The following is a 25150-nucleotide window of genomic DNA, read 5'->3' as shown; positions in this document are numbered from 1 at the left end:
GAGGGAAAAAATTAGAGCACCGAAATAAAATCTTTGCGACAAGATTCGCGTGTGATGGCTTTCACATCACGCTATGCGATTTCAGGCATTTGGACGAGACCCGCATCGGGCGGGCCAAGGGGAAAAATCAATGGCGGATCCGGTTTGCGTTGTGCCTGCGGGCGATCGTTGCGGGGAAGGCGTCGTCTGGAACGCCGCCGAGCAGGCCGTGTACTGGACCGACATCAACCGTTTCCTCGTCCATCGCTACGATCCGGCGACCGGCGCCACGCAGACCTGGCTGTTCGATGAGCCGGTTACCACGATCGGCCTGACCGATCGGCCCGGCACCCTGATTCTCGCCCTGGGTTCCAAGGTAATCCTCTGGCAGCCGGCCAGGGATGCCCGCGCCGATTTCGCCTATCCCGAGAAGAACACGCCGAAGGCACGGCTGAATGATGGCCGGCCCGATCCCTTCGGCAATCTGGTCGTCGGCTCGATGTTCAACAATGTCGCCCCGGACGGCTCCGGCGTCGACATCACCGACGACGCGCTGGGCGGCCTCTACCGCGTGACCAAGGACGGCGCCAGCGAGACGATCCGGTCGGCGATCGGCATCTCCAACACCATGTGCTGGGATCTGTCGCGCAACCGCTTCTATACCGGCGACACGATGAAGAACGAGATCTGGGCGTATGACTACGACCCGGCGACGGGCGCGGTCAGCGACCCGGCCGTCTGGTTCCAGGGCTTTGACCGCGGCGCGCCCGACGGCTCGCAGATCGACAGCGAAGGCCATGTCTGGAACTGCCGCTATCATGGCGGCTGCATCGTCCGCATCACGCCCGACGGCAAGGTTGACCGGGTCCTGGACATGCCGGTCTCCAACATCACCAACTGCACCTTTGGCGGCGCGGATCTGAAGACGCTCTACATCACCACGGCGCAGGGCGGCGACGGTCCGCTGGAGCGCCTCGCCGGCGGCCTGTTCGCCGTCGAGCTCGACGTCGCGGGCGTGGCAGAAAACGTGTTCAAGATCGACGGCTGACGAACGTTTCCGGGGCGCGCACATCGTCCCGGATCTTGCCGTGCCCGAGGATGCCGCATGCCGATCGTCGACCTCGACCATGTCCAGCTCGCCATGCCGTCAGGCGGCGAAAACGAAGCACGCGCCTTCTACGGCGAACTGCTGGGCCTGCCGGAAGTGGCCAAGCCGGCCAATCTGGCACATCGGGGGGGGGTTTCTGGTTCCAGACCGGCGACCGCCAGCTGCATCTTGGTATCGAAGACGACTTTCGACCGGCCAGAAAAGCGCATCCGGCCCTCCTCGTACGCGATCTCGAGAAATTCCGGCAACATCTGGTCGCCCATGGGCAGGCGCCGCAAGACGACGAGCCGCTCCTTGGCTGTCGACGCTTCTATCTCAACGACCCTTTCGGCAACCGGCTGGAATTCATCGAGCGCGAGACCTCACCCGAAGCGTAGGCGTCGCTGGCTTCACGAGTTCACCTGGATAGCAGAGGACCAGCGGGCAAATGGCCGCTCCGAACGGGCCCAGCGTCGACCATGCCGCGGACGCTTCCGCTAGCCTGGGAACATGTCGAAATACGGCTTGGCCTCTTCGAGCACCCGCGCATAGGAGGGCCGGTCCAACAGCCGGCCGAAATAGCCGGCCAGCGCCGGATGCGTCTCGCCGAAGGGCTGCACCCTGTCGGCATAGAACAGCGCCGGCGCGGCGGCGCAATCGGCCAGCGAGAATGTTTCTCCCATTGCCCAGAAGCGCTGTTCCATCTGCTTCTCGAGCATGTCGTAGGCGGTCCGGAGCGTCGCCCTCGCCGCCTCGACGCCGAAGGGATCCTTGCTCCCATCCGGACGCAACCGGTCGCCGACGATCCGCTGCATCGGCTCATGCACGTAGAGATCATAGAATCGGTCGGAGAGCCGGGTCTGCCAGGCGCGCTCGGGATCGTCGGGAACGAAACGCGTCGGCCCCGGATAGTAGGTGTCGAGATATTCGATGATCACGGTCGCTTCGGGTACCGTCTGTTCGCGCCGATGATCCAGCAGCACCGGCATCTTGCCGACCGGCCAGAGCGCGTTGAATTCCGCCCGCACGGTCGGGTCGGCGAGATCGAGGAAATGCGGCTTGAACGGCGTGTCGTTTTCGTAGAACGCGATCAGCGCCTTGTGGCAGTAGGACGCCAGCGGATGCATATAGAGCGTGAGCGTCATGTCAGGCCTCGCTTCTTTGTGACCCACATCGCCCGTCCGTGGGGCGGCGTCACCGATCCGCCCCCCGCACTCGCGTGGGCGAGACCTTTGCATGACAGTTAACGCAAGCCCGTCCCTGTCATGCAAGTCCCGCGATGGGCCGGTAGTGTCGGCTCAGGTCCGGCGGTAGGCGACGCCCTTTTCGTCGAAGACCTGCAGATGCCGGAGCGGCGAGGTCAGCGCGATGGTCTCGCCCTTGGTGAAGGGAATGTCGTTTTCGAGCTTGGCGACGATCGGCTCTTCGGTGCCGATATCGACATAGATCAGGGTCACCTCGCCGAGTTGCTCGACGATGTCGATGGTGCCGCGGAAGATCGCGTCGTCGCCGGTGGTAATCTCGAGATCCTCGGGGCGGACGCCAAAGGTGCCCTTGGTGCCGGCCGCGCTTTCCGGAATCGAAGCCTGGACGCGGATCGCGTCGCAGCCATTCGGGCGAACGATTGGATTGGCGCCGCCGGATTCGATCACGCAGGGAATGGTATTCATCGACGGCGAACCGAGGAACTTCGCCACGAACAGATTATCCGGGTGGTGGTAGAGCTCCATCGGCGCGCCGACCTGCTCGACCCGGCCCGCATTCAGCACGACGATGCGGTCGGCCAGTGTCATCGCCTCGACCTGATCATGCGTGACATAGATCATCGTCACGCCGGCCATGCGCTCATGCAGCTTGTTGATCTCGATGCGGGTCTGCACGCGCAGCGCCGCGTCGAGGTTGGAAAGCGGCTCGTCGAACAGAAACACCTTGGGATCGCGCACAATGGCGCGGCCGATGGCGACGCGCTGGCGCTGGCCGCCGGAAAGCTGCTTCGGCAGGCGGTCGAGATACGGCGTGATCTGCAACACGTTCGCCGCCTCGCGCACGCGGCGGTCGATCTCTTCCTTGCCGCCGCCGCCGAGCTTCATGCCAAAGGCCATGTTGTCGTAGACGGTCATGTGCGGATAGAGCGCGTAGCTCTGGAACACCATCGCGATGCCGCGCTTCGACGGCGCGAGCTGGTTCACCACCTTGCCGTCGATCTGCAGCGTGCCGGAGGTGATGTCCTCCAGTCCGGCGATCAGGCGGAGGAGCGTGGACTTGCCGCAGCCGGACGGCCCGACGAAGACGACGAACTCACCCGACTTGATGTCGAGATCGATGCCGTGCAGCACCTTGACGTTGCCATAGGCCTTCCGGATATCGCGTAGCAGCAAGCCGGCCATGTTGTTCTCTCCCGTGCCCGTTCTCTTGTTTCAGGCGATCTTGCCGAAAAATGCATCGCGTCCGCCGAGCTCGACGGTGCGGCCCGAAGCGTCGAGCAATCCCGCGAAGCCGCTATTCAGCAGCGCCGTGACATCGATCCCGGCCGGGACCGCAAAGCTGGCGCTGGCGCTGCCGAGGTTGAACACGCAGAGCACCTTCTCGCCCGCGCCCTCCCGAATGAAGGCCAGGACATGGTCGGGCGAGTCGACGAAGGCGATCGAGCCATCCCGCAAAGCCGGATGGGCGCGGCGGAAAGCGATCATCTTCCGGTAATGCGTCAGCACCGATGCCTGGTCGGCGGTCTCGCGGTTGACCGCCCGGGCGACATGCTCCTGGGGTACCGGGAGCCAGGGCTTGGCGGAGGAGAAACCGGCATAGGTGCCGTTTGATTCCCACACCATCGGCGTGCGGCAACCATCGCGGCCCTTATATTCCGGCCAGAAGCGGATGCCGTAGGGATCCTGCAGATCCTCATAGGCGATGTCGGCTTCGGTCAGGCCGAGTTCCTCGCCCTGGTAGAGGCAGACGGAGCCGCGCAAGGACAGGAGAATGCCGGCGGCGAGCTTCGCAACCGCATCGAACTCGCCATCATGCGTCCAGCGCGTGACGTGGCGAACAATGTCATGGTTCGAGAAGGCCCAGCAGGGCCAACCGTCGCCGACGATCGCCTCGAAGGCCTGGATCCGATTGACGAAATGTTCCTTCGTGAAGATCGGGCTCAGGAAGTCGAAGGTGTAGCACATGTGCAGCTTGTCGCCGCCGGCGGTATAGGCTGCCATGGTCTTGAGCGAGCGCGGGCCGTCGCCTATCTCGCCGACCGTCATCTGGCCGGGATAGCGGTTCAGGAGCGCGCGCAGGCGCTTCAGGAATTCGAGATTTTCCGGTTGGCTCTTGTCGTGGATGTGATCCTGCCAGTTATACGGATTGACGGCGGGCGCCTCTGGCGAGTTGCGGTCCTCGGGCCTGGAGGGCGGGTTGTCCTCCAGTCCCTGCGAATGGACGTAGAAGTTCACCGTATCGAGGCGGAAGCCGTCGACGCCGCGCTTCAGCCAGAACTCGACCGAGTCGAGCAGCGCGTCCTGCGCCGCCATGCAGTGAAAATTGATGTCGGGCTGCGAGGTCAGGAAGTTGTGCAGGTAGTACTGGCAGCGCGTGGTGTCCCATTCCCAGGCCGAGCCGCCGAAGATCGACAGCCAGTTGTTGGGCGGAGTGCCGTCCGGCTTGGCGTCGGCCCAGACGAACCAGTCCGCCTTGGCGTTGGTCTTGGACGAGCGGCTTTCCTTGAACCACGCGTGCTGGTCCGAGGTGTGCGACAGCACCTGATCGATCGTCACCTTGATGCCGCGCGCATGCGCCTCGGTGATGAGATGATCGAAATCCTCCAGCGTGCCGAACAGCGGATCGACGGCGCAATAGTCGGATACGTCGTAGCCGAAGTCCTTCATCGGCGACTTGAAGAACGGCGAGATCCAGATCGCATCGACGCCGAGCGAGGCGATGTGATCCAGCCGGGCCGCGATGCCCTTCAGGTCGCCGACGCCATCGCCATCCGTATCCTGGAACGAGCGCGGGTAGATCTGGTAGATGACCGCGCCACGCCACCAGTCCGCATCGGCGGCGTGCGAGGCGATCACGCCACCGGAAACAACTTCATTCATTCGATCAGCCCTTCACGCCGCCGGCGGTGAGGCCGGAAATGATCTTGCGTTGGAAAATGAGCACCAGAACGATCAGCGGCACGGTGACGATGACCGATGCGGCCATGATGTTGCCCCAGGGAATTTCGTACTGGCTGGCACCGGACAGCAAGGCGATCGCGACCGGCACGGTACGGGTGGCGTTGGACGAGGTGAAGGTCAGGGCGAACAGGAACTCGTTCCACGCGGCGATGAAGGCGAGCAGGCCCGTCGTCACCAGCGCCGGCCACATCAGCGGCATGAACACCTTGGTGATGATCACCCAGGGCGACGCGCCATCGACGATCGCGGCTTCCTCGATCTCGATCGGCAGGTCACGCATGAAGGTGGTCAGCACCCAGACCGTGAACGGCAGGGTGAAGATCATGTAGGCGAAGATCAGTGCCAGCGGCGTGTTGAAGATGCCGAAGAAGCGGATGATCTCGAACAGGCCGGCCAGCACCGCGATCTGCGGGAACATCGAGACCGACAGGATGGTGAAGAGCAGCAGCGAACGGCCGCGGAAGCGGACGCGGGCGAGCGCGAAGGACGCCGTCACCGCGAGCAGCAGGGAAATCGCCACCACCACGGTCGAAACCAGCAGCGAATTGCCGAGGTTACGGACGAAGCTGCCCGTGGTCAGCACCGATATGTAGTTGTCGAGCGCGAAGGACGTCGGCCAGTAATCGATCCGGAAGAGGTCCGTGCCCGATTTGAACGAGGTCAGGATCGCGTAGTAGAACGGGAAAACCGAGATGAAGACGATAAGCAGGACCAGCACATAGAAAGCCGTCCGCTTGGTGAGGGCCCAGAGCATTATCGGCCTCCATCGAAATTGACGCGTCCGACAACGATGTAGACCACCGTGATGACCGCCAGGATCAGGAACAGGAAGGTTGCGGCGGCCGAGCCATAGGCGAACTTGTCGAAATCGAACAGGTTCTCGCGGGCATAGACCGACATCGTCTTGGTCTGGGAGTTGTTTGGCGTCAGCACGTAGATCAGGTCGAAGATGCGCAGCGCATCTAGCATCCGGAAGATGACCGCGACCATCAGCGCCGGACGGATCAGCGGCAGCGTCACCTTGAAGAACACCTTGACCGGATGCACGCCGTCGATCCGGGCCGCCTCGTAGATATCGCCCGGCACCATCTGCAGGCCGGCGAGGATCAGCAGCGCCATGAAGGGCGTGGTCTTCCAGATATCCACCAGCAGCACCGCGAACATCGCCGTATCCGGATTGGCGGTCCAGGCAATCTTGCTCGAGATGATGCCGAGATTCATCAGCACGTCGTTGATGATGCCGAACTGATCGTTGAGCATCCAGCTCCACATCTTGGCCGAGACGACGGTCGGGATCGCCCAGGGCACCAGGATGGCGGCGCGGACGATGCCGCGGCCCCTGAACTCGGCGTTGAGCACGAGCGCGACGATGGTGCCGAAGATCGTTTCCAGCGTGACGGAGACGATCGTGAACTTGACGGTATTCCAGACGGCGCGCCACCAGATCGGGTCGGCGAGCAGTCCATCATACAGGATCTTGCCGCTCTTCAGCCGCGTGATCGACAGGTAGTTTTCGAAGCCGATCCACTGCGCCGCGTCGATATTGGCGAGCGAGGCGTTGGTGAACGAAAAATAGATGCTTCGGACCAAGGGCCATCCGGCCACCATCGCCAGCACGATGAGCATCGGGGCGAGAAAGACCCAGGCTGACCGCACCCTCTGGCGCATCAGGTCGGAGCGCATCCCTGCGACGGGCGCAGCAACTGTCTCGGCTACCGCCATGTTCTCGGCTCTCGCTGTTTGGACCGACGGCTCGGCATGAACGGGAAAGGCATGGCGGACCGCACGAATATCCGCCACGCCGATAGATCAAGCTGCGATGACGGCATTCGCGGGGAATGCCGTCACGCGGGCCAGTGGCCTACCAGCCGGCACCCTTAAGCTTGGTCAGCTTGGCCTCGAGCATTTCGAGATTGTCGGCTGCCGAACCGTTGCCGCTGAGCGTGTCGTGGGTTGCGGTCCAGAAATTGGACGAGACTTCGTTATACTTGACCTTGGTGGGGGCCGAGGGACGCGGCACGGCGTTCTGGAAGACTTCCTTCCAGCGCGGGATGATCGGCTGGCCCTTGGCGATGTCGGCATCGTCATAGAGGGCCTGGATCGTCGGCAGGTTCGAGGCCTTCAGGGCCTTGAGCTTCTGCATTTCCGGCGAGGCGATGAACTTGACCAGTTCGATCGCTTCCTTCGGATTCTTGCTATATTTCGAGACCGCCAGGTTCCAGCCGCCGAGCGTCGCGGCGGACTTGGCGCCCTCGCCCGAGCCTGCCGGAAGCGGCACGACGTCGAACTTGTCCTTCACCGCGGAATCGGCGCCGTTGCCGAGACCATAGGCATAGGGCCAGTTGCGCATGAACACGGCATTGCCGGTCTGCCAGACACCGCGGGCCTCTTCTTCCTGGTAGGCCAGCACGCCCGGAGGCGAGATGGTGTTGACCCAGCCCTTGGCGCGATCGAGCGCGGCGGCTGCCTGCGGGTTGTTGATCGAAATCTCGCCGTCGGCCTCGATGATCTGGCCACCGCCATTCGACTTGACCCATTCGAGCGCGTTGCAGGTCAGGCCTTCATAGGAATTGCCCTGCCAGACAAAACCCCAGATGTCCTTGGAGCCGGCTTCGCGTTCCTTGTCCTGGACTTCCTTCGCGGTTGCCGCGAGCTCGTCCCAGGTCTTCGGCGGCTGCTTGCCGTACTTCTCGAGCAGGTCCTTGCGGTAGTAGAGCGCCGGCGCATCGGTGAAGATCGGAAGGGCGACGAGCTTGCCGTTCACGGTCTGCGATTCGATGATCGACGGGAAATGCGCGCCAACCACATCCTTGGTGGCATCCGTCAGGTCCAGGAGCTGGTCCGAGAGCTGCGGCGCCCAGATCACGTCGGTCTGGTAGACGTCGATATCGGAGTTGCCGGCGGCAAGCCAAAGCTTGTACTGACCGAACTGATCGCTCGTCGACGACGGCATCGGCACGATCGTGACCTTGTTGCCGGTGTTCTTCTCGAAGATGTCGAGCTGCTCGCGCAGCACGGCGAGACCATTGCCCGTATCGCCGGACACGATCGACAGATTGGCAGCATTGGCGGCGCTGCCCATCAGGACAATGCCGGCACTAAAGGCCATAAGCGCGGAGCGCAACTTCATTTGAAAGAACCTCCCTGAGAGACAGTCCATGACAGGAGCATCGAGACCATCGCGCCCGCCGATGCCATGCACCGCGAACCCGACGCCTCTTCTCCCCCTAAGCGCCCTCGGCGGAGACAGAACGCCGCCCGCCCTCCTCAAAGCGCTTTGAAGGCATTCAAACCGGCAACACACTTCGCTGTCAACCCCGGCGGCGCGCGCGAAATAGTGCAACGCAGCATGGCAAGACGCGAAATTCATATGATTAAACAGTGTACTTAATTGATTCATCGCCGATTTCTGAAACAGCCGCCGATGGCGCACTGCAACATGAAGCAAGGATTTTATAAGCGTGCCGCAAGTCTGCTTGCGCGGTCGATTGAAAGCGCTTTGAATGTTTTCCAGGGAGGACGGAATTTCTCATGAGGCTGAAGGAACTAGCGCTGCATCTCGGCCTTTCGCAGACGACCGTGAGCCGGGCGCTGAACGGCTACCCAGAGGTCAATGCGGAAACGCGGCAGCGCGTGCTCGATGCGGCGCGCCGCTATGATTACCGCCCCAACGCCAGCGCCCGTCGCCTTGCCACTGGCCGCAACAATGCCATCGGCATCGTGCTTCCGACCGACCGCAACCTGCTGTTGGACCCGAACTATATCGAGTTTCAGGCCGGCCTCGGGGAAAGGCTGATGAAGGACGAGATCGACATCGTGCTGTCACCCTCGCGCGCCGGCGACGAGATGGCCACTTACCGGCGCATGGCGATCAGTTCGCGGGTCGATGCCGTCATCGTGTCGAGCCCGACCTCCCACGATCCCCGCATCGCGCTCCTGACCGAGCTGGGCCTGCCCTTCGTCGTGCATGGCCGCTCGGAAAGCCCGATCCCGCACGCCTGGCTCGATATCGACAACGAGGGTGCTTTTCGGCACGCGACCCAGCATCTGCTCGATCTCGGCCATCGCCGGATCGGGCTGATCAATGGCGAGACCCGCCATACCTTCGCCGCCGATCGCGAGCGCGGCTTCCGCAAGGCGCTCGCCGAACATGGCGTCCTGGCCGAGGATAACCTGATTGCCGAGGGCGTCATGACGGATGAGACGGGCTACCGGATCACCGCCCGCTTCCTGGCGCAGTCCCCTCGCCCCACCGCGCTGCTGGTTTCCTCGATGATGATGTCGCTGGGCAGCCTGCGCGCGATCCGCTCCGCCGGACTGGACCTTGGCCGCGACATATCTCTGATCGCCCATGACGATGTCATCCCCTTCCTCAACCCCGACGCCATGGTGCCGACCATGTCGACGACGCGCTCGTCTATCCGCGCCGCGGGCACGCGTGTCGCCGAACTGCTGATGGAGATCATCGCCGATGGCCGCGCCCCGGCCAGCATCCACGAACTCTGGCCCGTCGACCTCGTCATCCGCCGGTCGACAGGTCCCGCGCCACGGGATTGACCCCGCAGCGGCCTGCTGTCGCCTTGACAGCGCCGGCCGATCATCGAACAACCATTCCAGATTCACGCAGTTTAGAACTTACGGACCAGACGATGCCCGTCGCCTTTGCCAATGCCGCCCTCATTGCCGTCGATTGGGGCACGACCCGCTGCCGCGCCATGCTGCTCGACGGGGACGGCGGCGTGCTGGCCGAGGCGGACAGCGCCGACGGCATCGGCTCGCTCGGCGGTGCCGGCCACGAGGATGCGTTCCAGGCGCTCGTCGCCAACTGGCCGAAGCTGCCGGCGATCATGGCCGGCATGGTTGGCAGCCGGCAGGGCTGGCACGAGGCGGCCTATGTCCCGGTGCCGACCTCGCCCGACGCTCTTGCCGGCGGGCTGCTCAGCTTCCAGACCTCCGATCATCGCCCGATGGCAATCGTCCCGGGGCTCGTTCTGCGCTCGGAAGCGCGCGATGGCGACGTCATCCGCGGCGAGGAAACGCAGTTGGTCGGCCTGATGGAGGAGGAACCCGATTTCGAGGGCATCGCCATCCTGCCGGGCACGCATTCGAAATGGGCCGCGATTTCGAACGGCCAGATCACCACTTTCCAGACCTTCCTGACCGGCGAGATGTTCGACCTGCTGGCGCGCAAGTCGTTCCTGCGCCATTCGGTGGCGGAAGATGCCGACGATATCGCCGGCTCCCCGCATTTCGCCCTGGCGGTGAAGCGCACCGTCGCCGAGGGCCTGCCCTTCCTCGGCGCCATCTTCTCCGTGCGGGTGCGCCAGTTGCTGGACGGCGTCTCGGGTGACGACAACCTCGCCTATCTCTCCGGCCTCGTCATCGGCGGCGAGATCGCCGCGGCCCGGCAGATCGGCCTGCTCGATGCGGACCGTCCGATCCGGATCATCGGCTCGCGCACGCTCGCCCGCTCCTATCATGCCGCCTTCCAAGTCGCCGGCCATCCGGCCGATACCCGGGACGGCTCCGCCCTCGTCCGCCGCGGCCTTGTCCGCCTCGCCCGCGCCAACGGCCTTCTTTGAGATTGAAAACGATGACCCACCCCCTGTTCGGCACCCATCTCCCCATCGTCGCGATCCTGCGCGGCATCACCCCGGCCGAGGCCGACGCGGCCTTCGACGCGCTGGTCGAGGCCGGCGTCACCCTGATCGAGGTCCCGCTCAATTCGCCCGACCCGTTCGTCTCGATCGAGAGGATGGTGAAGCGCGCCGCCGGCCGCGCCAAGGTCGGCGCCGGCACGGTGCTGACCGAAGAGCATGTGGTGGCCGTGAAGGATGTCGGCGGCGAGTTGATCGTTTCGCCCAATGCGGATACGGCCGTCATCCGCAAGACCAAGGCGCTGCGGATGGATTCCTACCCCGGTGTGTTCACGCCGACCGAGGCATTCGCGGCGCTCGCCGCCGGTGCCGATGCGCTGAAGTTCTTCCCGGCCGAACTGATTGGCACGTCCGGCATCAAGGCGATGAAGGCCGTCTTGCCCAAGCACGTCCCGGTCCTCGCCGTGGGCGGCGCCAACGAGACCAACTTCGCCGAATACATCCAGGCAGGCTGCGCCGGGTTCGGCATCGGCTCGAACATCTACAAGCCGGGAATGACGGCGGCCGACATCGGCGAGAGAGCCCTCAAGCTGGTCGTAGCCTTCAAGGCAGCCGCTGGCGTCGCGTAACCTCAGTTTTACATTGGTCTAATTAGAAAACATATGTGTTTTCAATGACTTGATTCGATCCTATACCGCCCGGCAGTCATTGCCGGGCGATTGTTTCAAATCCCGGCCCATTCTGGAACCGGGACCTGCACCATGCGATCCTCCGCAATCGCCGCGCTGCTCTGCGCCACCTCGACGCTCGCCATCACCGCCTCGGCCCAGGCCGACGCCGTCGGCCCCACTGTCGAAATCACCCTGGGAGGTGGCCAGGAAAACGGCGCCATTGGCGGCTTCGACATCTTCCTGCCCTTCGGCTTCGGCGACCGGTCGACCGGCTTCGGCGACATTCGCGGCCACATGAACAACGACCAGATGGGCCAGCTTTCCGCCGGTCTCGGCTGGCGGATGCAGTTGGACGGCATCTGGACGGTCGGCGCCTACGGCTACTACGACTATCTTCGCAGCGGCCACAACAACGACTTCCACCAGATCTCCGCCGGCGCCGAGTTGCTCTCGCGCGACATGGTGTTTCGCCTGAATGGCTATCTGCCCTTCGGTGACAAGTACGGTACCGCCGCCGAGGCCAACGCCGCGCTGATCGAGGCCGGACGCCTCGTGTTCCGCGCCGGCCAGGAACACGCGCTCGCTGGATTTGACGGCGAGGCCGGTTTCCGGCTGCCGATGTTCGACGCCAAGTCCTCGGCCCAGATGATGCTCTATGGCGGCGGCTACTGGTATGATGGCGACCGCCTCGACGACATCACCGGCGTCAGCGCCCGAGCGGAACTATCCTTCGCGGACCTGCCGGGCTTCACGCAAGGCTCGACCTTCAGTCTGTCGGCCGGATTCACCTACGACAATGAGGACAAGGCCGAGGGCCAGTTCCTCGCGCGCCTCCGCATCCCACTCGGCAAGGCGGGCCCTGCGCTCGCCAATCGCGATCCGATGATGCAGCGGGTCGAGCGCGCCAACTTCATCCGCACCGCAGTCGGCGCGACCGGCGACGCGGAAGCCGCGATCTATGCCGATACCGGCAATGTCGTCGGCAATGTCCGCAGCGTCTCCTCGGCGACCGGCGACGCGACGGCGATCAACCAGGCCATCGCGGCAGCAGGCGACAATGCGCTCATCCTCGCCGATGGCGTGATCCAGCTCGACCAGACGCTGCTGCTTTCTTCCGGCCAGTTCCTAGTCGGCGGCCAGGGCGGCCTGGAAATCATCGGTGCCCGCAGCGGCGGCACGGCGACCTTCATGCGCGCGGGCGCCGAGACCCGTCTGGTCGGGACCACCACGACGGCGGACGTGCTGGCCATGGCCGATGACAGCGGCGCGGTCGGCCTCGCGATCCGCGGCGGCCGCGACGGCATCCTTGCCGACGGCGTCGGCAACGTCGTCCTGCGCGATCTCGACGTCGCCCAGACCGCCGGCAACGGCATCCTCCTGAGCGAAGTGGATGGCGCGCTGATCGAAAGCAGCCGGATCCACGACCTGACGATCTGCGCCAACAACACCGAATGCGAATTCTCGATCTACGATCCCGAGCGCAGCGTGCCCAACACCGCGATCTCGCTGTTCTCCGCCAAGGACGTCACGATCCGCGACGTCGAAATCCGGGACGTTACCTACGGCATCTTCGCTAACGCGGCCTTCGATGACATCGATGATTGGGAAAACGACATCTACGGCCTGCGAGCGCCGAACCCGACGACCGGCCTGACGATCGAGAACGTCGCGATCACCAACACCCGCCGCGAGGCGATGCAGTTGGTCGGCGCCTCCGACATCTCGATCCGGAACCTGTCGATCGACAACACCGCCATGGACCGGACCATGGACCTGATCGTGATCATGGCGAGTTCCGGCATCAGCATGGACGGCCTCACACTGGCTGGCGGCGTTAATGCCCTTCAGTTCATCGGCCCGTCCTCCTTCGCCGATCCGGCGCGCGACATCACCGTGTCGAACGTGACGATCCGCGACACCAGCCGCGCCGGCATCATGATGAACATGGGCTCCTCCGACGTCGCCTTCTCCAACATCGAGATCACCGATGCCGGAACGCATGGCATCTATCTCTACGGTCCGTCCTTCTTCGGCGGCGCGCTGGGCGATGTCAGCTTCGACAAGGTAAAGGTGGCCAGTTCCACCGACGGGGCGGTTCACCTTGCCGGCGAACTGAACAACCTGTCGGGCAACATCGCCGTCGGCCAGGCTTCTGCGAACTGCATCGCCGACACGGGCACCTGGACGTCAACCGTCCTGACGCAGGCCCATGGCGAGAGCTTCTCGGTCGGCGGCACCGTCATCAAGCCGGGCACGCTGCCATCCGGCTGCCACTAAGCTACGGCGGCAAAACAACAAGTCGGGTTCACCAGCGCGAAAGACGGCCATGTCTCAAGCGAATGTGAACCCGGCGTGTGAACTCCGTCATAAAATGCGCACATGGATCTGGTTAGTATCCCCCATCGAAGCGAGATCAGGAGAACCGTCATGGACGTTTCCACCGCCTGCTTCCCACGGGAGGCTTCACTCAACGAATTGCTGCATGACCCGATCATCGGGTTGATGATGGCGAGCGACGGCGTTCACTCGGACGACATCCGCAAGCTCTATCGGAAGATGGAGCGCAAGATCGAGCCCCGGCGCAGCCGCGACCTCGAGGCCATGGAGCGCTGCTTCATACGGTAAGATGGGCGCGGACGATCTCCGAGCCCATTTCGGATTGCGGCCCCGAGACGACGATCTCCCCGCGGTCCATCACGGCAAAATCATCGGCAAGCTCATGCGCGAAATCGAAATATTGTTCCACCAGCAGAATGGCCATCGTGCCTTGCTGGCGGAGCCATGTGATGGCGCGGCCGATATCCTTGATGATCGACGGCTGGATGCCTTCCGTCGGCTCGTCGAGGACGAGCAATCGCGGTCGCATCACCAGCGCCCGGCCTATGGCCAATTGCTGTTGCTGACCGCCTGACAGGTCGCCGCCACGCCGGCGAAGCATGTCCTTCAGCACAGGAAACAGATCGAACACATAATCGGGAATGTTGCGATCGCGGCGCGCGAGCGGTGCATACCCCGTTTCCAGATTCTCCTTTACCGACAGGAGCGGGAAGATCTCCCGTCCCTGCGGCACATAGGCGATGCCAGCCTTGGCCCGCTCATGCGGCGCCATGCGGCCGAGCGGCTTGCCCTCCCAGAGGATCTCGCCGCCGGCAATCGGCTTCTGCCCGACAATGGCGCGCAACAGGCTGGTCTTGCCGACGCCGTTGCGCCCCATGAGGCATGTCACCTTGCCGGTTTCGGCCGAGAGCGAGACGTGGCGCAGCGCCTGCGCCGCACCGTAAAACAGATCGACGTTCTTCGCTTCGAGCATGGTCAGCCCTTCTCTTCCGGCAGTTTCGTCGGTTCCGCATGTGCGGCGACGGTCAGGCTCCAGGCGGCGGAACGGCGCAACCGTGGCTCGCGCACCCGCTTTTTCGCCGGCTTGGCAGATTCGGCGGGCTCGATATCGCTCCGGGGCTCGGCCGCCATCTCTATCGCCCCAGATACACTTCGATGACTTTGGGATCGGCGGAGACGACGTCGAGCGAGCCTTCCGAGAGCACGGAGCCCTCATGCAGCACCGTCACCTTGACGCCGAGGTCGCGCACGAAGGTCATGTCGTGCTCGACCACCACGACCGATTTCGTCTTGGCGATTTCCTTGAGCAGGATCGCGGTCTCGGCTGTCTCGGCGTCGGTCATGCCGGCGGCCGGTTCGTCGACCAGCAGCAGCCTCGGCTCCTGCGCCAGCAGCATGCCGATCTCCAGCCACTGCTTCTGGCCGTGCGAGAGATTGGCGGCGAGCCAGTCGCGCTTGTCGATCAGGCGGATCGTCTCGAGGATCTCTTCCACCCGCGCGATCTCGGCCTTGGTCGTGCGGTGGAACAGGGTTGCAAAGGGCTTTCGAACGCCGGCCAGCGCCAGGTCGATATTGTCCCAGACCGTGTGGCTCTCGAACACGGTCGGCTTCTGGAATTTGCGGCCGATGCCGAGCGAGGCGATCGAAGCCTCGTCCATGCGGGTCAGGTCGGTATCGCCGGCGAAATAGACGTCACCCGAATCCGGCTTGGTCTTGCCGGTGATGACGTCCATCATCGTCGTCTTGCCGGCGCCGTTCGGGCCGATGATCGCCCGCATCTCGCCTGGCTCGATCACCAGCGACAGGCCGCGAAGGGCCTTGAAGCCATCGAAGGAAACGCTGACGCCATCGAGGTAAAGCAGGGAATCCCTGGCCTTTGCATGCGCGACGCGGGTTGGCTCGTTGGTCACGGTCATGGCGTTCACTCCGCTGCCTGGCCGGCGGCGACACCGGGCGCCACGACATCCTCGATCGGCTTTTCAACCGGCTTCCGGGAGCCCTTCGTCATCAACGAGCCGACGACGCCCTTGGGCAGGAACAGGGTCACCAGCACGAACAGGCCGCCGAGCACGAACAGCCAGTATTCCGCCAGCATGCCGGAGGTGAACCAGGTCTTGCCGAAATTGACGAGCAACGCGCCGACGATCGGGCCGATCAGCGTGCCGCGGCCGCCGACCGCCACCCAGATCACCGCCTCGATCGAATTGGCCGGGGCGAACTCGCCGGGATTGATGATGCCGATCTGTGGCACGTACAGCGCGCCGGCGACGCCGGCCATCATGGCCGACAGCGTCCAGACCACCAGCTTGTAGCCCTCGACCCGGTAGCCGATGAAGCGGGTGCGGCTCTCGGCGTCGCGGACGGCGACCAGAACCTTGCCGAACTTGGAGGCGATCACCGCGCGGCAGATCCAGAAGCCGAGCGCCAGCGCCGCCGCCGAGGCGAAGAACAGGGCGCCGCGCGTCGCGTCCGCCTGGATGTCGAAGCCCAGAATGTCCTTGAAGTCTGTTAACCCGTTGTTACCCCCGAAGCCCATGTCGTTGCGGAAGAAGGCCAGCAGCAACGCATAGGTCATCGCCTGGGTGATGATCGACAGGTAGACGCCGGTGACGCGCGAGCGGAAGGCGAACCAGCCGAACACGAAGGCGAGCAGGCCGGGCGCCAGCAGGACGATGAGGGCGGCGAACCAGAAGTGGTCAAAGCCGTACCAGAACCACGGCAGTTCCTTCCAGTTCAGGAAGACCATGAAGTCCGGCAGGATCGGATTGCCATAGGTGCCGCGATCGCCGATCTGGCGCATCAGATACATGCCCATGCCATAGCCGCCGAGCGCGAAGAAGGCGCCGTGGCCGAGCGAGAGGATGCCGCAGAAGCCCCAGACCAGATCGACCGACAGCGCCAGCAGCGCATAGGTCAGGTATTTGCCGAGCAGCGTCAGGACGTAGGTCGGCACATGGAACGGGCTCGACGGGTCGGTGGCGAGATTCAGCACCGGCAGCAGGATACCGATGCCGAGGATGACCGCGAGCACGATCGAGGTGCGGCGGTCGAGGGCGCGCAGGATGAAGGCGGTGATCATGACTGGAGCCCTTTCTTCACCTCTCCCTGAGGGAGAGGTCGGCTCGCAGAGCCGGGTGAGGGGTTAGGGAACCAACCGGTGAGGCCGTAACCCCTCACCCGCCGGCCTTTGGCCGTCGACCTCTCCCTCAGGGAGAGGTGCAAAGTATCTGCCGTTGCCACCATCCGGCCGATCATGCCTCCACCGCCCGGCCCTTGAGCGCGAACAGGCCGCGCGGGCGCTTCTGGATGAACAGGATGATGAAGACGAGCACCAGGATCTTGCCGAGCACGGCGCCGGCATAGGGCTCGAGGAACTTGTTGGCGATGCCGAGCGTGAAGGCGCCGACCAGCGTGCCCCAGAGATTGCCGACCCCGCCGAACACCACGACCATGAAGCTGTCGATGATGTAGCCCTGGCCGAGATTGGGGCTGACATTGTCGATCTGGCTGAGCGCCACGCCGGCGATGCCGGCAATGCCCGAGCCGAGGCCGAAGGTCAGCGCGTCGACCCAAGGCGTACGGATGCCCATGGAAGAAGCCATCGGCCGATTCTGCGTCACGGCGCGAGTCTGCAGGCCGAAGGCGGTGCGCTTCAGCACCAGCATCAGCGCCGCGAAGACGACCAGCGAGAAGACGACGATCCACATGCGGTTGTAGGTGATCGTCAGATTGCCGAGCTCGAACGCGCCCGACATCCAGGACGGATTGCCGACCTCGCGGTTGTTGGGCCCGAACCAGGTGCGCACCGCCTGCTGCAGGATCAGCGACACGCCCCAGGTGGCGAGCAGGGTTTCCAGCGGGCGGCCGTAGAGAAAGCGGATCACCATGCGCTCGATCAGCACGCCGACCAGGCCGGCCACCAGGAAGGCGAGCGGCAGCGCGATCGCGAGCGACCAGTCGAACAGCCAGGGCACGTTGTTGCGGATCAGCTCCTGCACGACGAAGGTCGTGTAGGCGCCGAGCATCACCATCTCGCCATGCGCCATGTTGATGACGCCCATGACGCCGAAGGTGATGGCGAGACCGATGGCCGCGAGCAGCAGCACCGAGCCGAGCGAGACGCCATAGAGGATGTTCTGCGCACCATCCCAGAGCTTCAGCGTGCCGCGGATCGAGGACAGCGCATTGGCGGCGGCGGCCTTGACCGCGCCATCGGTCGAGGACGCCTCGATCGCCGTCAATTGTCCCAGCACGTCGCGGCCGCCCTTGGCCTGCAACACGGCGATGGCGGCGATCTTGTCGGCATCGGGCTGGTCGGATTTCAGGATCGCCGCGGCGCGGGCCAATTGCAGCGTCGCGGCGATGCCGGCGTCGGTTTCCTTGGCGAGAGCCTGATCGAGCAGCGGAATCTGCGCCGGATCACCATTGCGGAACATTTCAGCGGCGGCCGCGCGGCGCTTGGCGATATCCGGGCTCATCAGCGTCAGCGAGCCGCGCGCCGCGGTCACCGCCTCGCGCACCGCATTGTTGACCTTGATCTTGTCGATCTCGCCGGATGCGGCGGTCCCGGCGTCGGCGCCGGTCGCGGGATCGGTCAGCTTGTAGCCGCCCTCGGCCTTGGTGGCGGCGAAAACGGCGCGATCGGACTTGCGCACATAGAGATCGCCGGCGGAAAGCGACTGCAGGATCGGCGCCACCGCCGGATCACCCGTCGCGGCGAGCGCGCCGACGGCGTCCTTCAAAGCGGCGTAGCCGGACTTGCCGAGCCCATCCACCAGCGGCTTCAGATCGTCGGCGTGGGCTGCCGGAACGGCCGCGAGAAAGACGAGAGCCAGGGTGGCGAGAAGGGTCTTGAAGCGGGAGATCATGTCGACCACGGGTTTGTCCTCGGTATCTGGACATGGAGCTGGCGGACCGGAGCCCCGGCTGGTCGGAGGCTCGCGCAGATGTGACGGAGAGTTCGTTCTTGTCGAACCCCTCCCCGAAAACGCGAAGGCGTTTTCGACCCTCCCTCAAGGGGAGGGTTCGAGCGGAACCCAGTCAGACGATCCGGTCTCCGCGATCGAGTTGCCTCATCGAAGCGCCCCGCCTCCGAACCCTCCCCTTGAGGGAGGGTCAAAACCGGCACGGCCGGTTTTGGGGAGGGGTGTCTTTTCCCCGATGACCGCACTCTCGAAGGCAGTACGGGAGGCGGACATTCCGCCTCCCGTCTGGCTTAGGCGGATGGCAAGGTGTCAGGAACCCTTGCCGCCGCACTTGCCGGTGGCGACATTGAAGTTGCCGCAGGACATCGGCGCACGCCAATCGGAGATCAGGTCCTTGGAGTCCGGCAGGTAGTCGGACCACTCGTCGCCGACGACCAGGCCCGGGGTCTGCCACACGACGTCCAGCTGGCCGTCGTCCTGGATCTCGCCGATATAGACCGGCTTGGTGATGTGGTGGTTCGGCATGATGGTCGAGAAGCCACCGGTCAGGTTCGGCACCGAGACGCCGATCAGGGCATCGATGACGCTGTCCGGAGCGGTCGTGCCGGCCTTTTCGACGGCCTTCACCCAGGCGTTGAAGCCGATGACGGTCGCTTCCATCGGGTCATTGGTGGTGCGCTTGTCGTTGCCGATGAAGGCGCGCCACTTCTTGATGAACTCCGCGTTCTCCGGCGTGTCGATCGACTGGAAGTAGTTCCAGGCGGCGAGATGGCCGACCAGCGGCTTGGTGTCGATGCCGGCAAGCTCTTCTTCGCCGACCGAGAAGGCCACGACCGGAATATCGGTCGCCTTGACGCCCTGATTGCCCAGCTCCTTGTAGAACGGCACGTTCGCGTCGCCATTGACGGTCGAGACGACGGCGGTCTTCTTGCCGGCCGAGCCGAACTTCTTGATGGCGGAGACTTCGGTCTGCCAGTCGGAGAAGCCGAACGGCGTGTAGTTGACCATGATGTCTTCGGCGGCGACGCCCTTCGACAGCAGGTAGGCTTCGAGGATCTTGTTGGTGGTGCGCGGATAGACGTAGTCGGTGCCTTCGAGCACCCAGCGCTTCACCGAGCCGCCGTCTTCGCTCATCAGATAGTCAACGGCGGGAATGGCCTGCTGGTTCGGAGCGGCGCCCGTGTAGAACACGTTGCGCTCGGATTCCTCGCCCTCGTACTGGACCGGGTAGAACAGGATCGAGTCGAGTTCCTTGAATACCGGCAGCACCGACTTGCGGGAAACCGAGGTCCAGCAGCCGAACACGACCGAGACGCCGTTCTGGCTGATCAGCTCGCGCGCCTTCTCGGCGAAGAGCGGCCAGTTCGAGGCCGGATCGACGACGACCGCCTCCAGCTTCTTGCCGAGGACGCCACCCTTCTTGTTCTGCTCGTCGATGAGGAACAGGACGGTGTCCTTCAGCGTGGTTTCGGAGATCGCCATCGTTCCCGAAAGCGAATGGAGGACGCCGACCTTGATGGTCTCCTCCGCAGCGATGGCGCCCGTTGCACCGGCGCCAATCATGGCGGCCGTTGCGATCGCGCCGAATGTACGGCTCAGATAGCTCATCGGTCTCAATTCCCCCTGTTCAGCCCTTTTCCCGGCTTTTGCGGCCGGGCGGAGCGGTTGGCTTGCGACAATCGCGAGACGAGACCTGGCGCTCTGGAAGGCGATGTCGGCTCGTTCGTGAGGGGAACTGTCCGATAGTTTTCGCGGTGCAGCATATACGTCGATTGACGTATGTGGATCACGACTGGCGGAGTGGGACGGGAGATGGGGTTGAGGCAAGCCCCTCACCCCAGCCCTCTCCCGCCCGCGGGAGAGGAGGTCGGCCGCGTCGGTTGATAGCGGGAGAAAAGACCTAGCCGGTTGCTCGGGTGTCTCGCCCGCAGGGACACGCGCGACAGAGCTCCCTCGCCTGCGGGCGGGAGGGAGCTGGGGTGAGGGTCTTTCTACCGCCGTCCCCAATCCGTCGCGCCCGAAGGCGACCAGAAGCTCTTGCGTCACGGCGACCGATCCCGCATGATCGCTCAAATCCTAGGCAGGCCCAGAAGATAAGCAGACGCGCGATGACGGGACGACAGCGGATCCTACCCGTCCGCCGGGACTATAATCGCTGGGTCGCCAATCAGACGCTGGAAGACTACGCGCTTCGCTTCACCGCCAAGAGCGCCCGGCGCTGGACCACGCCGCGCGTCGCCCAGACGGCCATTGGCGCGATTTCCTTTCTGGCGCTGGAAGCGATCGGCGGCGCCATCACCCTGTCGCACGGCACGATCAACGCCATCGCCGCGACGCTGGTGGTCGGCGTCGTGCTGTTCCTGACCGGCCTGCCGATCGCCCGCTACGCCTCGCGCTACGGTGTCGACATCGACCTGCTCACCCGCGGTGCCGGGTTCGGCTATATCGGCTCGACCGTCACCTCGCTGATCTACGCCACCTTCACCTTCATCCTGTTCGCGATCGAAGCCTCGATCATGACGACGGCGCTGGAAATCGCCTTCGGCATCCCGATCTGGCTCGGCTACATATTGAGCGCCGCCGCCGTCATTCCGCTGGTGACGCATGGCATCACCTGGATCAGCCGGTTTCAGATCTTCACCCAGCCGCTCTGGATCTTCCTCAACCTCCTGCCGGTCGGCTTCATCCTCTGGCAGGATTCCGGTTCGGTCGCTACCTGGTTCGCCTTTGAGGGGCTGGCACCCGCCAATGGCCATCACGGCCTCGACATCGTGGCGCTGGGGGCGGCCAGCTCCGTCATTCTCGGGCTGATGCCGCAGATCGGCGAGCAGGTCGACATCCTGCGCTTCCTGCCGGCCGCAGGCCTCGAAGGGCGACGCGGCCGCATCGCGACGCTGCTGGCCGGCGCCGGCTGGATCATCGTCGGCGCGCCAAAGCTGCTGTTCGGCTCGTTCCTGGCCGTGCTGGCGCTGCGCCATGGCGTGCCGGTCGAGCACGCGGCCGAACCGGCGCGGATGTATGTGGTCGCCTTCGGCTATGTGCTGCCCTGGACGGACGCGGCGCTATTCCTGACCGCCGCCTTCGTCGTCGTGTCGCAGCTCAAGATCAACGTGATGAACGCCTATGCCGGCTCGCTGGCCTGGTCGAACTTCTTCTCGCGTCTGACCCACAGCCATCCCGGCCGCGTCGTCTGGCTCGTCTTCAACGTGGCGATCGCGCTGCTGCTGATGGAGCTCGGCATCTACCGGGCGCTGGAGCAGACGCTTGGGCTGTTCTCGGTGGTCGCCGTCGCCTGGCTGGGGACCATCGTCGCCGACCTCGCCATCAACAAGCCGCTCGGCCTGTCGCCGCCCGGCATCGAGTTCAAGCGCGCCCATCTCTATGACATCAACCCGGTCGGCGTCGGCGCGATGGCGATCGCGACCCTGCTCGGGCTCGTCTCGGCCGTCGGCCCGTTCGGCGAGGTCGCCAGGGCCTTTGCGCCCTTCATCGCGCTCGGCGTCGCCCTGGTCACGGCCCCCGCCATCGCCTGGGCGACGGGCGGGAAATACTACCTGGCGCGCAAGCCGCGCGCCCACTGGCACCTTTTGAAGGAGATCCAGTGCACCGTCTGCGAGCACCATTTCGAGCCCGAGGACAGCGCCTATTGCCCGGCCTATTCCGGTCCGATCTGTTCGCTCTGCTGCTCGCTCGACGCGCGCTGCCATGATCTGTGCAAGCCGCATGCGCGGCTGCAGAGCCAGGTGAGCGAGGCGGTTTCGGCCGTCCTGCCGGCGGGTATCGCCGCACGGGTCAGCCCGCGCATCGTGCAATATGCGGGAATCCTGACCCTGTTCATGGCGGTGATCAGCCTCGTGCTGCTGCTGATCCATGTCCAGGCGACCGCCTATGGCGGTCTGCATGGCGACATCATCGCCCAGACCCTCTGGGCCGCCTTCTTCATCCTGCTGATCGTGTCGGGCATCGCCGCCTGGTTCCTGGTGCTGGCGAATGAGAGCCGGCATGTGGCGCAGGAGGAATCGGCACGGCAGACCACCCTGCTGCTGCGCGAGATCGAGGCGCACCGGAAGACCGATTCCGAACTGCAGCGCGCCAAGGAGGTGGCGGAATCGGCCAACCAGGCCAAGAGCCGCTATCTGGTCGGCCTCAGCCACGAATTGCGCACGCCGCTCAATGCCGTGTTCGGCTATGCGCAGATCCTCGAGCGCGACGAGACGATTCCCCCGGCCCGGCAGGGCAATATCAGCGTCATCCGCCGCAGCGCCGAGCATCTGTCGGGCCTGATCGACGGGCTGCTGGAGATCTCGCGCATCGAGGCGGGCCGGCTGCGGCTGCAGCGCGACGAAATCCGATTGACCGACTTCCTCGACCAGGTCGTCGACATGTTCCGCTTCCAGGCCGAGGCCAAGGGGCTCGCCTTCCGCTTCGAGCGGCCGGACACCTTGCCGGAAGTGGTGGCGACGGACGAGAAGCGGCTGCGCCAGATCCTGGTCAACCTGCTCTCCAACGCGATCAAGTTCACCGAGACGGGCCATGTCGCGCTCAAGATCGGCTATCGCAGCCAGGTCGCGACGCTCAAGGTCGAGGATACCGGCCCCGGCATTCCCGCCGGCGACATCGAGCGCATCTTCGAGCCATTCGAGCGTGGCGCCAGTTCGCAGTCGCTCGCCGTGCCTGGCACCGGGCTTGGCCTCACCATCACCAAGATGCTGGCGCAGCTGATGGGCGGCGACATCGTGCTCCGGCCGACGGAGGGCGGCGGCAGCACCTTCGAGGTGCGGCTGATGCTGGCGGCGATCGACCGCCCGACCCCGCCCGCCCCGCAGGCAAGCCGCGTCTTCGGCTATCAGGGCGCCCGCCGCACCATCCTGGTCGCCGACGACGACCCCGACCATCGCGAGCTGGTGCGCCAGATCCTCGAGCCGATCGGATTCATCGTGCTGCCGGTGCCGGACGGCCCCGCCTGCCTCGCGCTGACGGCCGACATCCGCCCCGATTTGTTCCTGCTCGACATTTCCATGCCCGGCATGACCGGCTGGGAACTGGCGCGACGGCTGCGCGAAAACGGCCATGTCGCGCCGATCGTCATGCTGTCGGCCAGCCTCGGCGAGATGCAGCCGGAGCCGGCCGAGGACGCGGCGCACGACGCGGCGCTGCCAAAACCGTTCGACATGCGGCAGCTTCTCGATCGCATCCAGGCGCTGCTGAAGCTCGACTGGATCGACGAGCCGCCCACGCCGCCGAAACTCGAGACGCCCGTGACGCTGGTCAGCCCGGGCGCCGATCATGTGCGGGAACTTCTCGATCTCGGCCAGATCGGCTATGTCCGGGGCATCGAGGCGAAGCTGGCGGAGCTGGCCGGGAATACCGACAACCAGCCGCTGGTCGCGGCGCTGCGCACGCATCTGCGCAATTTCGATTTCGACCTGTACCAGACGACGCTCGAGGGGGTGGGCGAGCATGACTGAGCCGGCGCATGCCCGTGACATCGTCCTCGTCGTCGACGATTCGCCCGAAACACTGAGTTTTCTCACCGAAGCCCTGGAGCGGTCCGGCGCCACCGTGCTGGTAGCCACTTCCGGCATGCGCGCCCTGGCGCTGGTCGAGCGGATCACGCCCGACGTGGTTCTGATGGACGCCATCATGCCGGGCATGGACGGCTTCGAGACCTGCCGCCGCCTCAAGGCCAATGCGGCGCTGGCGCATGTGCCGATCCTCTTCATGACCGGCCTGTCGGAAACGGAGCATGTGCTGGAAGGGCTCGAGGCCGGCGGCGTCGACTATGTCACAAAACCGATCGTGCTCGACGTGCTGCTCGCGCGCATCCGCGTCCATCTCGCCAATGCCCGCACCGCGCAGAGCGCGCGCATGGCGCTCGACACGGCCGGGCGCTATCTGCTCGCCGCCAACCGCGAGGGCGAGATCCGCTGGTGCACGCCACAGGCGGTGAAGCTGCTGGAGGCGACGCTGCCGAACCGCGACGGCACGATTCATCTGCCGGAAAGCGTCAAGATCTGGCTGCGCATCTCGGCCGGCCAGCGCGGCGGCCTCGCCCCGCCCGGCCCCATCACCGTCGAGGGCGGAAGGCAGTTGCAGCTCGCCTTTGTCGGCAAGACCGGCGAGGACGAGTTCCTGTTCCGCCTGTCGAGTGACGATGACAGCGGCCAGGAAGCGACGCTGCGCCGCCAGTTCGCCGTGACGCAGCGCGAGGCGGAGGTGCTGCTGTGGATCGCGCGGGGCAAATCCAACCGCGACATCGCCGAGATCCTCGGCCTCTCGCCACGCACCGTGAACAAGCATCTCGAACAGGTATTCCAGAAGCTCGGCGTCGAGAACCGCGCCTCGGCCGCCATCACCGCGCTGACGGCGCTCGGCGAGGGATAGCGCC

Annotated in this window: 20 protein-coding genes and 1 pseudogene; 9 read left to right on the top strand and 12 right to left on the bottom strand. The window is 64.7% G+C overall.

Annotated elements, in window-relative coordinates:
• The first annotated feature begins 130 nt into the window (after positions 1-130).
• Entirely contained in the window at positions 131-1027 is an 897-nt protein-coding gene (locus tag OSH10_RS06855) for an SMP-30/gluconolactonase/LRE family protein (RefSeq protein WP_266330888.1), read from the top strand.
• Positions 1028-1084: 57 nt separating this feature from the next.
• Positions 1085-1464 (top strand): annotated as a pseudogene (locus OSH10_RS06850) (VOC family protein).
• Between the two features lie 99 nt (positions 1465-1563).
• Here OSH10_RS06850 and OSH10_RS06845 read toward each other — a convergent pair.
• From OSH10_RS06845 to OSH10_RS06820, 6 genes are all read right to left on the bottom strand, one after another.
• Positions 1564-2211 carry a glutathione S-transferase family protein gene (locus tag OSH10_RS06845; RefSeq protein ID WP_266330887.1) on the bottom strand — a complete coding sequence of 216 codons (648 nt, stop codon included), beginning with the start codon at positions 2209-2211 and terminating at the stop codon, positions 1564-1566.
• 153 nt (positions 2212-2364) lie between these two features.
• Complete coding sequence (locus OSH10_RS06840; RefSeq protein WP_266330886.1) at positions 2365-3453, bottom strand: ABC transporter ATP-binding protein; 1089 nt, start codon at positions 3451-3453, stop codon at positions 2365-2367.
• A gap of 30 nt (positions 3454-3483) precedes the next feature.
• On the bottom strand, positions 3484-5151 hold the full coding sequence (bglA, locus tag OSH10_RS06835; RefSeq protein ID WP_266330885.1) for a beta-galactosidase BglA: 1668 nt from the start codon (positions 5149-5151) through the stop codon (positions 3484-3486).
• A 4-nt stretch (positions 5152-5155) separates the two neighbouring features.
• Positions 5156-5986, bottom strand: coding sequence for a carbohydrate ABC transporter permease (locus OSH10_RS06830; protein ID WP_266330884.1), 831 nt, complete (start codon positions 5984-5986; stop codon positions 5156-5158).
• Positions 5986-6954, bottom strand: a complete 969-nt coding sequence (locus OSH10_RS06825; protein ID WP_266330883.1) for a carbohydrate ABC transporter permease — start codon at positions 6952-6954, stop codon at positions 5986-5988. The genes OSH10_RS06830 and OSH10_RS06825 overlap by 1 nt, the downstream gene beginning before the upstream one ends.
• Before the next feature lie 139 nt (positions 6955-7093).
• Positions 7094-8341 (bottom strand): ABC transporter substrate-binding protein, encoded by a 1248-nt coding sequence (locus OSH10_RS06820; RefSeq protein ID WP_407660691.1) that lies wholly within the window; start codon positions 8339-8341, stop codon positions 7094-7096.
• 422 nt (positions 8342-8763) lie between these two features.
• Here OSH10_RS06820 and OSH10_RS06815 point away from each other — a divergent pair, with 422 nt between their 5' ends.
• From OSH10_RS06815 to OSH10_RS06795, 5 genes are all read left to right on the top strand, one after another.
• On the top strand, positions 8764-9789 hold the full coding sequence (locus tag OSH10_RS06815; RefSeq protein WP_266330881.1) for a substrate-binding domain-containing protein: 1026 nt from the start codon (positions 8764-8766) through the stop codon (positions 9787-9789).
• A gap of 92 nt (positions 9790-9881) precedes the next feature.
• On the top strand, positions 9882-10814 hold the full coding sequence (locus tag OSH10_RS06810; protein ID WP_266330880.1) for a 2-dehydro-3-deoxygalactonokinase: 933 nt from the start codon (positions 9882-9884) through the stop codon (positions 10812-10814).
• 11 nt (positions 10815-10825) lie between these two features.
• Positions 10826-11458, top strand: a complete 633-nt coding sequence (locus OSH10_RS06805) for a 2-dehydro-3-deoxy-6-phosphogalactonate aldolase (protein ID WP_266330879.1) — start codon at positions 10826-10828, stop codon at positions 11456-11458.
• Between the two features lie 132 nt (positions 11459-11590).
• A complete protein-coding gene (locus OSH10_RS06800) occupies positions 11591-13777 on the top strand; it encodes a right-handed parallel beta-helix repeat-containing protein (RefSeq protein WP_266330878.1) in 2187 nt (728 codons plus the stop codon).
• A 150-nt stretch (positions 13778-13927) separates the two neighbouring features.
• Positions 13928-14125: a hypothetical protein gene (locus tag OSH10_RS06795; protein ID WP_266330877.1), complete on the top strand. Its 198-nt coding sequence runs from the start codon at positions 13928-13930 to the stop codon at positions 14123-14125.
• On the opposite strand, the gene urtE is transcribed toward OSH10_RS06795, so the two are convergent.
• The 6 genes from urtE to urtA all read right to left on the bottom strand — a co-directional run bounded on the left by urtE (position 14115) and on the right by urtA (position 20325).
• Positions 14115-14810 (bottom strand): urea ABC transporter ATP-binding subunit UrtE, encoded by a 696-nt coding sequence (gene urtE, locus OSH10_RS06790; RefSeq protein ID WP_266330876.1) that lies wholly within the window; start codon positions 14808-14810, stop codon positions 14115-14117. The two genes, OSH10_RS06795 and urtE, sit on opposite strands and share 11 nt — an antisense overlap.
• 2 nt (positions 14811-14812) lie before the next feature.
• Entirely contained in the window at positions 14813-14968 is a 156-nt protein-coding gene (locus OSH10_RS06785; protein ID WP_266330875.1) for a hypothetical protein, read from the bottom strand.
• 2 nt (positions 14969-14970) lie between these two features.
• The gene (gene urtD, locus OSH10_RS06780; protein ID WP_266330874.1) at positions 14971-15753 is read right to left on the bottom strand and encodes an urea ABC transporter ATP-binding protein UrtD; all 783 of its coding nucleotides are present in this window, start codon (positions 15751-15753) and stop codon (positions 14971-14973) included.
• Between the two features lie 5 nt (positions 15754-15758).
• Positions 15759-16916, bottom strand: coding sequence for an urea ABC transporter permease subunit UrtC (gene urtC, locus OSH10_RS06775; protein WP_407660683.1), 1158 nt, complete (start codon positions 16914-16916; stop codon positions 15759-15761).
• A gap of 172 nt (positions 16917-17088) precedes the next feature.
• Positions 17089-18705: an urea ABC transporter permease subunit UrtB gene (urtB, locus tag OSH10_RS06770; RefSeq protein ID WP_266331137.1), complete on the bottom strand. Its 1617-nt coding sequence runs from the start codon at positions 18703-18705 to the stop codon at positions 17089-17091.
• Between the two features lie 366 nt (positions 18706-19071).
• Entirely contained in the window at positions 19072-20325 is a 1254-nt protein-coding gene (gene urtA, locus OSH10_RS06765; protein WP_266331136.1) for an urea ABC transporter substrate-binding protein, read from the bottom strand.
• 545 nt (positions 20326-20870) lie between these two features.
• On the opposite strand from urtA, the gene OSH10_RS06760 reads away from it, so the two are divergent.
• Together OSH10_RS06760 and OSH10_RS06755 are read left to right on the top strand one after the other, a co-directional pair.
• On the top strand, positions 20871-24230 hold the full coding sequence (locus tag OSH10_RS06760; RefSeq protein WP_266330873.1) for a hybrid sensor histidine kinase/response regulator: 3360 nt from the start codon (positions 20871-20873) through the stop codon (positions 24228-24230).
• A complete protein-coding gene (locus OSH10_RS06755) occupies positions 24223-25146 on the top strand; it encodes a response regulator transcription factor (protein ID WP_266330871.1) in 924 nt (307 codons plus the stop codon). Before OSH10_RS06760 ends, OSH10_RS06755 begins: the two co-directional genes overlap by 8 nt.
• Positions 25147-25150: the final 4 nt, after the last annotated feature.

Origin of the sequence: Kaistia defluvii (assembly GCF_026343955.1) — a bacterium.
Classification (GTDB): Bacteria; Pseudomonadota; Alphaproteobacteria; order Rhizobiales; family Kaistiaceae; genus Kaistia; species Kaistia defluvii.
Note: the sequence above shows the minus strand (reverse complement) of the source record. Positions and strands in the feature narration are given on the sequence as shown.

Coding starts and splice junctions, on each gene's coding strand:
- OSH10_RS06855 (WP_266330888.1), top strand. CDS start 131: ATGGCGGATCCGGTTTGCGTTGTGCCTGCGGGCGATCGTTGCGGGGAA.
- OSH10_RS06845 (WP_266330887.1), bottom strand. CDS start 2,211: ATGACGCTCACGCTCTATATGCATCCGCTGGCGTCCTACTGCCACAAG.
- OSH10_RS06840 (WP_266330886.1), bottom strand. CDS start 3,453: ATGGCCGGCTTGCTGCTACGCGATATCCGGAAGGCCTATGGCAACGTC.
- bglA (WP_266330885.1), bottom strand. CDS start 5,151: ATGAATGAAGTTGTTTCCGGTGGCGTGATCGCCTCGCACGCCGCCGAT.
- OSH10_RS06830 (WP_266330884.1), bottom strand. CDS start 5,986: ATGCTCTGGGCCCTCACCAAGCGGACGGCTTTCTATGTGCTGGTCCTG.
- OSH10_RS06825 (WP_266330883.1), bottom strand. CDS start 6,954: ATGGCGGTAGCCGAGACAGTTGCTGCGCCCGTCGCAGGGATGCGCTCC.
- OSH10_RS06820 (WP_407660691.1), bottom strand. CDS start 8,341: ATGGCCTTTAGTGCCGGCATTGTCCTGATGGGCAGCGCCGCCAATGCT.
- OSH10_RS06815 (WP_266330881.1), top strand. CDS start 8,764: ATGAGGCTGAAGGAACTAGCGCTGCATCTCGGCCTTTCGCAGACGACC.
- OSH10_RS06810 (WP_266330880.1), top strand. CDS start 9,882: ATGCCCGTCGCCTTTGCCAATGCCGCCCTCATTGCCGTCGATTGGGGC.
- OSH10_RS06805 (WP_266330879.1), top strand. CDS start 10,826: ATGACCCACCCCCTGTTCGGCACCCATCTCCCCATCGTCGCGATCCTG.
- OSH10_RS06800 (WP_266330878.1), top strand. CDS start 11,591: ATGCGATCCTCCGCAATCGCCGCGCTGCTCTGCGCCACCTCGACGCTC.
- OSH10_RS06795 (WP_266330877.1), top strand. CDS start 13,928: ATGGACGTTTCCACCGCCTGCTTCCCACGGGAGGCTTCACTCAACGAA.
- urtE (WP_266330876.1), bottom strand. CDS start 14,810: ATGCTCGAAGCGAAGAACGTCGATCTGTTTTACGGTGCGGCGCAGGCG.
- OSH10_RS06785 (WP_266330875.1), bottom strand. CDS start 14,968: ATGGCGGCCGAGCCCCGGAGCGATATCGAGCCCGCCGAATCTGCCAAG.
- urtD (WP_266330874.1), bottom strand. CDS start 15,753: ATGACCGTGACCAACGAGCCAACCCGCGTCGCGCATGCAAAGGCCAGG.
- urtC (WP_407660683.1), bottom strand. CDS start 16,916: ATGATCACCGCCTTCATCCTGCGCGCCCTCGACCGCCGCACCTCGATC.
- urtB (WP_266331137.1), bottom strand. CDS start 18,705: ATGATCTCCCGCTTCAAGACCCTTCTCGCCACCCTGGCTCTCGTCTTT.
- urtA (WP_266331136.1), bottom strand. CDS start 20,325: ATGATTGGCGCCGGTGCAACGGGCGCCATCGCTGCGGAGGAGACCATC.
- OSH10_RS06760 (WP_266330873.1), top strand. CDS start 20,871: ATGACGGGACGACAGCGGATCCTACCCGTCCGCCGGGACTATAATCGC.
- OSH10_RS06755 (WP_266330871.1), top strand. CDS start 24,223: ATGACTGAGCCGGCGCATGCCCGTGACATCGTCCTCGTCGTCGACGAT.